Origin of the sequence: Dokdonella sp., assembly GCF_019634815.1 — a bacterium.
In the GTDB taxonomy this organism is placed as follows: domain Bacteria; phylum Pseudomonadota; class Gammaproteobacteria; order Xanthomonadales; family Rhodanobacteraceae; genus Dokdonella_A.
On sequence record NZ_JAHCAP010000012.1, the window covers coordinates 79,581 to 89,557 of the forward strand.

Here is a 9,977-nt window from a genome sequence, read left to right on the forward strand (position 1 = left end):
CCGACACTTTGCGGCCTGCCTGCACCCGGAATCCGAGCCTTGATGTCCACTCCGATCACTTCCGATTTGCCACAGCCGCAGGTCTGGTGGCAACGCCCCGCCGTGCTGATCCCGGCATCCTTGCTCGCGCTGTATCTGGTGTGGGGCTCGACCTATCTGGCGATCCGCGTCGCGGTGGCGAGCTGGCCGCCGTTCCTGCTCGCGGGCGTGCGCTTCCTCATCGCCGGCAGTGTCTTGTATGGCTTCCTGCGCTGGCGCGGCGTGGCGGCGCCAACCGCGCGTCAGTGGCGCAACTGTGCGATCACCGGCCTGCTCCTGCTCGGTATGGGCAATGGCCTGGTCTGCCTTGCCGAGCAAAGTGTCGCTTCGGGTCTGGCCGCGGTTGCGGTCGCCAGCATGCCGTTGTTCGCCGCGGTATTTGCCGGACTCTACGGACTGCGGCCACATCGCCACGAATGGCTCGGCCTCATCGTCGGCTTTGCCGGGGTGATCCTGCTCGGCCTCGGCGGCGGCATGGCCGGTTCGCCCTTGGCGACGCTGGCACTGGTCGTCGCCGCGGCGGCGTGGGCGTTTGGCTCGATATGGAGCAAGCGCCGTGACATGCCGGCGCCGGCCATGAATACCGCCGCGCAAATGCTCACGGCGGGCGTGATGTTGGTTGCGTTCGCATTGCTGATCGGCGAGCGCCTGCACGCATTGCCACCGCTGCGCGCGAACCTCGCGCTAGCCTATCTCGTGGTCGCCGGCTCACTGGTCGGATTCAGCGCTTACCTCTACCTGCTTGGCGCCGTGCGTCCCACGATCGCGACCAGTTACGCCTACGTCAACCCGCCGATCGCCGTGCTGTTCGGCGCCCTGCTTGGCGGCGAGATCGTGCACGGTACCGATCTCGTCGCGATGGCGGTGATCCTCGCGGGCGTGGCGATCATCGCACTCACGCGCAAGCGCACGATCACAGCTCCCGCAACGCCGCCGTCACCGGCATGCGCGCCGCCCGCAGCGCCGGAAACAGCCCGCCCAGAAACCCGATCACCAATGCCCAGTGCAGGCCACTGAGCACGAGACCGGGTGAGACCTTGAAATTGAACACGATTTGGCTGAAGTTCGGGCTCACCGTCGATACCGAATAGTTGTCGAAGATCAGGTAGGCGATCACCGCACCGACCGCGCCGCCGAGCAGGGCCAGCAGCATCGTTTCGGCGAGCACCGACACCACCACCGCACCGCCGCGAAAACCCAGCGCGCGCAGGGTGGCGATCTCTCGCGCGCGCGTGGCCACCGCCGCATACATGGTGTTGAGCGCGCCGAAGATCGCACCGATCGCCATGATCGCGCCAACCACGCTGCCGATGATGCGAATCAGTTTGGCAAGGCCCTCGGACTGCTTGCTGAAATACTCGCGCGTGGTCTGCACATCGACCTTGAGCTGCGGATTGGAGGCAAGCGCGGCCTTGAACGCATCGAAAGCCCCTGCACTGGTGAGCTTGACCGCGACATCGGTGACGCTGTTGCCGCGACGATAGGCCGAGGCGACGATGTCGGCATCACCCCACATACCCGACTCGTAGGCATCACCCGACTCAAAGGTGCCGACGATCGTCCAGGTCTGGTTGCTGAGCTGGATCGTCGAGCCGACTTCCAACCCGCTGAACTGCTCGGCCGCGCGCTTGCCGACGATGAGCTCGCGCAGGCCCGGCGTGAACTTGCGCCCGGCGATCATGTGCACATGCGGTCGCAACTCCCACACCTGTGCGCCGACGCCGCGGATCTCGACATTGGCATCGAGCCCGGAGCTGCGACGCGGCCGCGAGGCGACAACCACGAGTTCGGGTGAAACGATAGCCTCACCCTTGGCATTCTTGAGCACGCCCGGCGCCTGCTCGATCTGCACCACCGCATCATGCGAGAGCACCGAATTGAGTTCGGAGTTGGCGCCGGCGCGCATCACCAGCACGGTGTCGTCGCTGCCAGTCTGCTTGAGCGTGGCCTGGAAGCCCTCGCCCATTGCCAGCAACGCGACCAGCACGCCGACCACGCCGGCAATGCCGATCACGACCACCGAGCTGGATCCCAGACGGCCCGGAATCGTCGCCAGGCCCATGCGCGTGACCGACCAGGTCTGCTGGCCGCGGCGACTGAAGGCCATCCACAGTCCCAGCACGGCCACCAGCGCGATCAGCAACAGCCAGGGCAACAGGGCGAGCACCGCCGCGCCGGCAACGCACAGCACACCGATGGCGATATTGAGCAATGTCTTCATGATCAACTCCTCTCACCGGCCTGCAAGCGCATCGACGATCTTGAGATGCATGCCGCGCAGCGCCGGCAGCACGCCCACCACCAAACCGATCGCGAGCATCAAGCCGATGCCCAGCGCCCAGGTGTTGGGTCGCACGCTGTCGGGCAGCAGGCCGCCCGCATGCACACTCATCGCCGGCACCACCACGGCCGCGAGGGCAATCCCCGCCAGTCCACCGAGCAACACCAGCAAGACCGACTCGGCGAGCACCAGCGCCAGCACCCCGGGATTGGAAAAGCCCAGCGTCTTGAGGATCGCCAGTTCCGGAATGCGCTCGCGCACTGCCTGCGCCATGGTGTTGCCGGTGAGCAGGATCAGGGTGAAGAACACCGCGCTCATGATGCCGGCGACGATCAGACCCACATCGGCAAACTGGCTCACGAACGAACGCGTGAATGCATTTTCGCTCTGCGTCTTGGTCTCGTGATCGGAATTGGCCGAGATCGCATCGATCGCATTGGCAATGCGGTCGGCATTGGCCGGATCGTCGACCTTCTCGATGTACCAGCCGATCGCGCCATTGCCGAACTGACGCGCCTCGTCGAAATACTTCCAGTTGAAGAACATCGCCTGCTCGTTGTTCCTGTCCTTGGGATCGGCCACGCGGTAGATGCCAACGAGATCGAAGGTCCAGGCATTGCTGCCGTCCTTCTGCGGAAAGATCGTTGCCTGCAGCGGGATCTTGTCACCGATCTTCCAGCCGTACTTTTGCGCCAGCGCCTCGCCGACGATCGCACCCGTGCGCGTGCTCTTGAACGCGGCAAGCTGCTCGGGCGGCACCACGAAATCGCTGTAGACGCTGAAGAAATTCTCGCTTACCGCCTCGTTGGGAAAGAAATTCTTCGGATCCTGATAGACGCCGCCAAACCAGTTCGCAAAGGCCACTTCCTTGACGCCGGGCACCGCCTGGATGCGCGGCAGCAGGCTCTGCGGCAGCGACATCGTGAAGCTGATCTTTGACATCGTGAGGATGCGGTTGGCGCCCGCCACGCTTTCGCTGGCCTGCGAAAACGCCGTGCGCACCGAATCGAGCAGCCCGAACAAGAGGAAGGCCGCCAGTACCGAGGCGATCGTGAAGAAGGTGCGGGTCTTGCGCCGGAACAGCGCCGCCCAGACCAAGTGCAGATATTTCATCAGCGTGCTCCCTCAGGCCTGCGCCGCTTGTTCGACCAGGGTGCCCTTGTCCAGATGCAGGGTGTGGCGGGCGAACTCGGCGGCCTTGGGATCGTGCGTCACCATGATGATGGTCTTGCCGTGATCGCGATTGAGCATCTGCAGCAGTTCGAGCACCTGCTGCGCGGACTGGCGATCGAGATCGCCAGTCGGCTCGTCGCACACCAGCAGATCCGGATCGGACACGATCGCACGCGCGATCGCCACGCGCTGTTGCTGGCCACCTGACAGCTCGGTGGGCTTGTGTGTGGCGCGGTCGGCGAGGTCGACCAACTTCAGCGCGATCGCCGCGTTCTGCTTGCGCTGCGCCGCCGACAGCTTGGTCAGCAGCAGGGGCAGCTCGACATTTTTCTGCGCCGTCAGCATCGGCAGCAGGTTGTAGAACTGGAACACGAAGCCGACATGCTCGCTGCGCCATTTGGCGAGCGCGCCTTCGCCGAGTGAATCGATGCGCTGGCCACCAACCGACAGGCTGCCCTGGCTGGGCGTATCCAGACCACCGATGAGGTTGAGCAAGGTGGTCTTGCCCGAACCGGACGGCCCCATCAGGGCGAGGAAGTCGCCCTTGGCGATGTCCAGATCGATGTGATGCAGCACTTCGATCTTCTGCTTGCCGCGCGTGTAGACCTTGCTGAGGTTGCGGATCTCGACCAATGCGCTCATCTGTGCCTCCGTCTGCTGCCCCACTCGCCCGCTGGCGTCGGGGATGTTCATGTCCCGCCGTGCGCAGGGCGTGATCCCGCCCGCGCGCACCTGTCATTGCCGCCGCCGCGATGACCGCAGCGACGTCTTCGCTTGCACCGCTTCACCTGATGCGCACGCGCGCCCCATCGACCAGACCCGCGGGTGGCGCGCGCACGATGCGCGTACCCGCAGCGACGCCTTCGACCAGGCGCAGGTCGCCCATGCTCTGCCCCGGCGTGACCTTGCGCAGCCGGGCACGATCGCCCTCGATCACGAACAGCATGTCCTTGCCATCACGCTGGAGCAGCGCGCCCGCCGGAACCAGCACGCCGGTGGGCGCCTTCGCCTGCGTTGGCTGGTCCTGCGCGTCTTCGAGGAAGGACACGCGCACGCCCATATCGGGCACGATGCGCGCGTCCTTCTGCGCGAAGGCGACACGCACCTTGACCGTCGCCTTGCTGCGGTCGGCGGTCGGGATGATCGCGATCACGTGGCCGGGGATCTTCCAGTCCTGATAGGCATCGAGCACGGCCTCGGTGGGCTGATCGGCAGACACGCGATGAATGTAGGACTCGTTGACATCGACCTCGATCTCCAGCGAATCCATGTCGACGATCGTGCCCACACCGGTGCGCGTGAAGCCGCCGCCCGCCGACAGCGGCGAGACGATCTCGCCGACCTGCGCGGCCTTGGCGATCACCACGCCCGAGAAGGGCGCGCGCACCGTGCAGTAGTCGAGCTGCACTTGGGCGCCCGCGACACTCGCTTGCGCGACCTCAACCTGCCTGGCCTGCGCATCGACCAGCGCGCGCTGGCTCTCGACCTGGGTGCGCGCGAGTTCGGCCGCCTGCTTCGATACCAGCTGCCGCGCGACCAGATCGTCCGCACGCGTGAGATCACGCTGGTTCTGCGCAAGCTGGGTGCGTGCCTGCACGAGCTGGGCCTGCGCCGAACGCAGGTTCGCCTGCGCCTGGGCGAGCATCGCCTTCTGCGCGGTGTCCTCGAGCGTGGCCAGCACCTGCCCCTTCTCGACGCGCTCGCCTTCCTCGATCAACACCTGGGTCAGGGTGCCGGTGATCTGCGCCGACACCGTCGCCTGGCGCCGCGCGACCACGTAGCCGGTTGCCTGCAAGACCGCGGCGCTGCCCGCGGCCGCACTGCTCGGTGCCGCCGCGGTCGCAGCCTCGACTTCGATCACCGCGCCACCACGCAGCCACCACCAGGCGCCTGCGGCGAGCACGAGCGCAAGGCCGATGACCAACGCAGCGATCCAGCCTCGCGAACGCACCTCGGGTTCGCTGCGGTCGATGCGCAATTGCTTGAGGAGCTCGCCTTGATCCATGGATGCGTACACGTGCCGACAGGGCCCTTGATTCTGACATGGTGCGCCACCGCACGGCAGCCACGCCACTGGCAAGGATCAAGGCTTCGAGGTGACAGTCGTCACGAAAAGCTCGCTCGCGGCTTGACGCCCTCCCGTCTCCGCAGCGCGTACTGTTGACAATGCAATCGAGCCTCGCAGCGGATGGCTCGAAACAGCCACCCATTGCCTCGCCCAAGTCAAAATGAGAAGCGAGGTGCTGATCTCGACCCTCGCCTATGCGCTCATGATCGGCCTCGCCAGCGCGCTGATCCCGGCGTGGAGCGCCTTGCGCGCACCGCTCGCACCTGCGCTCGCCGGGGAATGATCGGCTCACCGCTTCGGCATCGATGACGCGCTGCTATCCTGCGCACCGCCACCCGCAGCCAAGCGCATCGATGACGCACGCCATTGCCACGCCGCCGATTCCAAGCCTCGCCATCACCGGCAGCGCGCAGCGCTTCCCCGTGCATCGCATCTACTGCGTTGGCCGCAACTACGCCGAGCATGCGAAGGAAATGGGCGCAGCAGTCGAACGCGGCACGCCGATGTTCTTCATGAAGCCCGCCGATGCGATCGTCGCCGACGAAGGTTCGGGCGTGATCGTGCCCTATCCATCGGCCACGCAGGAACTGCACCATGAAGTCGAGATGATGGTTGCGCTCGGGCGCGGTGGGCACGACATCGCGCCGGGCGACGCGCTCGATTGCGTGTTTGGCTACGGCGTAGGCCTGGACCTCACGCGCCGCGACCTGCAGGCGGCGGCCAAGGCCAAGGGTCATCCCTGGGATGCGGCCAAGGGTTTCGATGCCTCGGCGCCGGCCTCGGTCTTGGTGCCGGTCGCGCGCTGCGGGCATCCGCGGCGCGGGGCGCTCACCTTGCAGGTCAACGGCGAGCCGCGCCAGCACGGCGACATTGGCGACATGATCTTCGACGTCGCCTCGATCATCCATGAGCTGTCGAAGTTGTGGACGCTGGCGCCGGGCGATCTCGTCTTCACCGGCACGCCCGCGGGCGTGGCTGCGCTCGCACGCGGCGATCGCTTTCGCGCCGAACTGGAGGGCATTGTCGCGCTCGATGGCGTCATCGCCTGAGGGGCGCAAGCTCGGGTGGTCGCTGCGCGAACTTGGCGCGCACGTGGAAAATCGTCAACACGCATCGAATCTGCACGCCCAGACGGCTACAGTAGCCGCGCTGCGCGGCGCGCAGATTCTTTCCCTGTCATGGAGGTTGCCGTGAGTTTCTTATCCGAGTTCAAGACGTTCGCAATGAAGGGCAACGTGGTCGACATGGCCACCGGTATCGTGATCGGCGCCGCGTTCGGCAAGATCGTCTCGACCCTGGTCGAAGGCATCATCATGCCGCCGATCGGCCTGCTCATCGGCGGCATCGACTTTTCCTCGATCAAGACCGTGATCAAGGCAGCCGGCGCCGATGGCAAGGGCGAAGTCGCGATCATGTGGGGCAGCTTCCTCAACACCGTGATCACCTTCGCCATCGTGGCGTTCGCGATCTTCATCGTGATCAAGGCGATGAATCGCGTGATGAAGAAGGAAGAGACCGCACCGGCCGCGCCCACGCCCGACGTGGTGCTGCTCACCGAAATCCGCGACTTGCTCAAGCAGGGCAAATGAGTGCCACCCGCCCGCGCGGCACTGGCCGCGCGGGCATGACCTTTGACCCAAAGCGTCGGGCAGACGAACGCGCATAATCGCTGCTTCCATCGCGAGGATCCCGCCATGCGCCGCCCGCTGCCGCTTGCCCTGCTCCTGCTCGTCACGCCGCTCGCCATGGCGGCGGGCAAGCCCACCGTGATACCCGAAGCCGCAATCACCACCGCGACGCAATTGCGCGAAGCCGCACTCAAGGACGACCTCGCGCTCGATTTCACGCGCGATCTCACTACCGAAGTCGGTGCGCGTCTGGCGGGCAGCGCGAACGATCTCAAGGCACGCGAATGGGTGATCGCCCGCTTCAAGGCCCTGGGCTTCGACAAGGTGTGGACCGAAGCCGTGGGCTATCCCAAATGGGTACGCCACGGCGAAAGCGGACAGATCCTCGCACCGTTCCCGCAGCCGCTCACGCTCACCGCCCTGGGCCATTCGCCCGGCACGCCCGCGGCTGGTCTGAGCGGCGAGGTGATCGGCTTTGCCAATCTCGACGCACTCAAGAATGCCGACGCCGCGAGCATCAAGGGCAAGATCGTCTATGTCGGCCCGCGCATGCACGCCAAGCGCAGCGGCGAAGACTATGGCATCGGCGCGGGCGTCCGCTCGATTGGCCCCTCGCTGGCCTCGAGCAAGGGCGCGATCGGTTTCCTGCTGCGTTCGGCGGGTACCGACGACAACCGCCTCGCCCATACCGGCGTCACCCATTTCAACGAAGGCGTCACGCCGATTCCCGCGGCCGCGCTGTCCAGTCCCGATGCCGACCAGATCGAGCGCATCCTCGCCAGTGGCAAGCCACTCACGGTGAAGTACACGCTCGATTGCGGTTTCGAAGGCGAGTACACCGGCGCCAACGTGATCGGCGAATTCAAGGGCAGCAGCAAGCCCGATGAATACTTCATCATGGGCGGCCATCTCGACTCCTGGGACCTGGGTACCGGCGCGATCGACGATGCCTCGGGCATCGGCATCGCCGTCGCCGCGGCCAAGCTGATCGCGAACTTGCCCAAGCGTCCCGCGCGCAGCATCCGCGTGGTCGCCTTCGCCAACGAGGAATCGGGGCTATACGGCGGCAAGGCCTATGCCCAAGCGCATGCCAGGGAAATCGCCAAGGCCGTGCTTGGCACGGAGTCGGATCTGGGCGCCGACCGCATCTACAAGATCACCGCCAGCGTGAAGCCCGAGGCGCGCGCCGCAGTCGACCAGATCGCCGCCTTGCTCAAGCCGCTGGGCATCGACTACGACGCCAAGGCGCCGGGCGCGGGAGGCTCGGATCTCTCCGCCGTGCACGCGGTCGGCATGGCCGGCTTGAGCCTGCATCAGGACGCCACGCGCTATTTCGACTGGCACCACACCGCCAACGATACCTTCGACAAGATCGATCCGGAACAACTGCGCCAGAACGTCGCCGCCTATGTCGTGGTCGCCTATCTGGCCGCGCAGGCCAAGGGTGATTTCGGCTCGCGGCCCGGCGCGTTTGCCGACGCGCACGAGTGACGCGTCGGCACGGTACGGCCAGCGCCGTACCGCGCTGCCGGGCGGACATTACTGCGGCGCAATCGTCGGCGCATTGTCCATGTCGAAACCATCGGCGAAAATCCTGTCGAGCGGCGGCGCCGCTGCGTTCACCAGCAGATGAACGACCAGGTCCTGCGAGCCGGCCGGAGGCAGCGTGATGCCCGACCATTGCATCCCGGCGGTGAAATCCCCGGGCCCGAACGGCAGACCACTGTTGTCGAAGTCATCCACGGCCGAATTGCCAAGCACAGCGCCTACGTCAGTCGCGCCAAACGGCCGCACCAGATAGGCGGACGCGCCGGGCGCCACGTACTCGGCAAAAACGCCACCGGCATCGGTGATGCGAATGTGCATGCCGTCTGGCAGCAGGACGGCAGAGTCGGAACCGGAGGTCCCCCCCAGGTCGAAGTCCACCATATTGAAGACATCGAGCGTGAGCGAATTGACTTGACTGAGGTTGGTGAGGCGCAGCGTCATCCAGACTTCGCCCTGGGGCGAACTCCCGGGGTCCAGATTGATGACGGTGGTTACCTCCTGCGCCGAGAACAAGGCACGCGTGCCGACGTCGGTCCAATCGATCACCGAACTCGCGCCGCCATAGCTCTGTGCGCTTGGTGTACCCAGGACGGATTCGCTGGTGTCGGCGGTGGTGCGGAACCACCAACCCACTTCGAACAGCTGGTCTTCCGCGGCGTTGGCAGCAACGCCCTTGAAATCCGCACCTGGAGAACCATCCCACGGCGAGACACCACGCACGAAACTGACCGGGCCGTCGACAATGGTTCCCTGGGCCTGGGCAGTCGACGCGGCACCTACGGCGAAGAACAACACGGATGAAAGAACCGCACCTGCGAGAATCGCACGCATCGCACACCCCTTGCTTCGCGTTGACGGTCGAATCTGGTGAAGATCTGCCTGCGTCTTACTCCTTGCCAGGCGAGGAAGCAAGCGCCCGCACCTGGCGCCAGCATTCGCCGAGCACCACGGCTACGCTTGCGGCCACGTTGAGGCTCTCGACCGCGCCGCTGCCGGGAATCGTGAGGCGCAGGTCGGCGGCAGCGATCAGGGCATCACTCATGCCTTGCCCTTCGGCACCGAACACGAGCACGATGCGCGCTGGAAGCCTGGCGTCATAGAGCGTGACGCCTTCGCGTGGCACGGTGGCGGCGATCGCGAAGGCGTGCTTGCGCAATTGCGCGAGCGTGTCGGCGGCGGCGGGCGCGAATGCGAGCGGCACGACTTCGGCGGCACCTTCGGCCACGCGCGCGGCGGCGCC

General features: G+C 65.8%; 10 protein-coding genes. 4 read left to right on the forward strand and 6 right to left on the reverse strand.

Annotated elements, in window-relative coordinates; genetic code table 11:
* Positions 1-42: 42 nt before the first annotated feature.
* Positions 43-1,056 (forward strand): drug/metabolite exporter YedA, encoded by a 1,014-nt coding sequence (yedA, locus tag KF759_RS07970; protein WP_291224309.1) that lies wholly within the window; start codon positions 43-45, stop codon positions 1,054-1,056.
* Here the strand turns inward: yedA and KF759_RS07975 are convergent.
* The 4 genes from KF759_RS07975 to KF759_RS07990 form a co-directional block, all read right to left on the reverse strand.
* Positions 953-2,260 (reverse strand): ABC transporter permease, encoded by a 1,308-nt coding sequence (locus tag KF759_RS07975; RefSeq protein WP_291224311.1) that lies wholly within the window; start codon positions 2,258-2,260, stop codon positions 953-955. The two genes, yedA and KF759_RS07975, sit on opposite strands and share 104 nt — an antisense overlap.
* Before the next feature lie 12 nt (positions 2,261-2,272).
* Positions 2,273-3,433 (reverse strand): FtsX-like permease family protein, encoded by a 1,161-nt coding sequence (locus tag KF759_RS07980; RefSeq protein WP_291224313.1) that lies wholly within the window; start codon positions 3,431-3,433, stop codon positions 2,273-2,275.
* Between the two features lie 12 nt (positions 3,434-3,445).
* Positions 3,446-4,135, reverse strand: a complete 690-nt coding sequence (locus KF759_RS07985; protein ID WP_291224315.1) for an ABC transporter ATP-binding protein — start codon at positions 4,133-4,135, stop codon at positions 3,446-3,448.
* A gap of 142 nt (positions 4,136-4,277) precedes the next feature.
* The gene (locus tag KF759_RS07990) at positions 4,278-5,498 is read right to left on the reverse strand and encodes an efflux RND transporter periplasmic adaptor subunit (RefSeq protein WP_291224329.1); all 1,221 of its coding nucleotides are present in this window, start codon (positions 5,496-5,498) and stop codon (positions 4,278-4,280) included.
* Positions 5,499-5,914: 416 nt separating this feature from the next.
* Between KF759_RS07990 and KF759_RS07995 the strand changes: the two genes are divergently transcribed.
* From KF759_RS07995 to KF759_RS08005, 3 genes are all read left to right on the forward strand, one after another.
* Complete coding sequence (locus KF759_RS07995) at positions 5,915-6,610, forward strand: fumarylacetoacetate hydrolase family protein (protein WP_291224317.1); 696 nt, start codon at positions 5,915-5,917, stop codon at positions 6,608-6,610.
* Positions 6,611-6,751: 141 nt separating this feature from the next.
* Positions 6,752-7,150, forward strand: a complete 399-nt coding sequence (gene mscL / locus KF759_RS08000) for a large-conductance mechanosensitive channel protein MscL (RefSeq protein ID WP_291224319.1) — start codon at positions 6,752-6,754, stop codon at positions 7,148-7,150.
* Between the two features lie 105 nt (positions 7,151-7,255).
* The gene (locus KF759_RS08005) at positions 7,256-8,680 is read left to right on the forward strand and encodes a M20/M25/M40 family metallo-hydrolase (protein ID WP_291224321.1); all 1,425 of its coding nucleotides are present in this window, start codon (positions 7,256-7,258) and stop codon (positions 8,678-8,680) included.
* 48 nt (positions 8,681-8,728) lie between these two features.
* On the opposite strand, the gene KF759_RS08010 is transcribed toward KF759_RS08005, so the two are convergent.
* Both KF759_RS08010 and KF759_RS08015 read right to left on the reverse strand, forming a co-directional pair.
* Complete coding sequence (locus KF759_RS08010; RefSeq protein WP_291224323.1) at positions 8,729-9,532, reverse strand: hypothetical protein; 804 nt, start codon at positions 9,530-9,532, stop codon at positions 8,729-8,731.
* Between the two features lie 91 nt (positions 9,533-9,623).
* On the reverse strand, positions 9,624-9,977 hold a 354-nt coding region (locus KF759_RS08015), incomplete at its 5' end, for a TrmH family RNA methyltransferase (protein WP_291224325.1).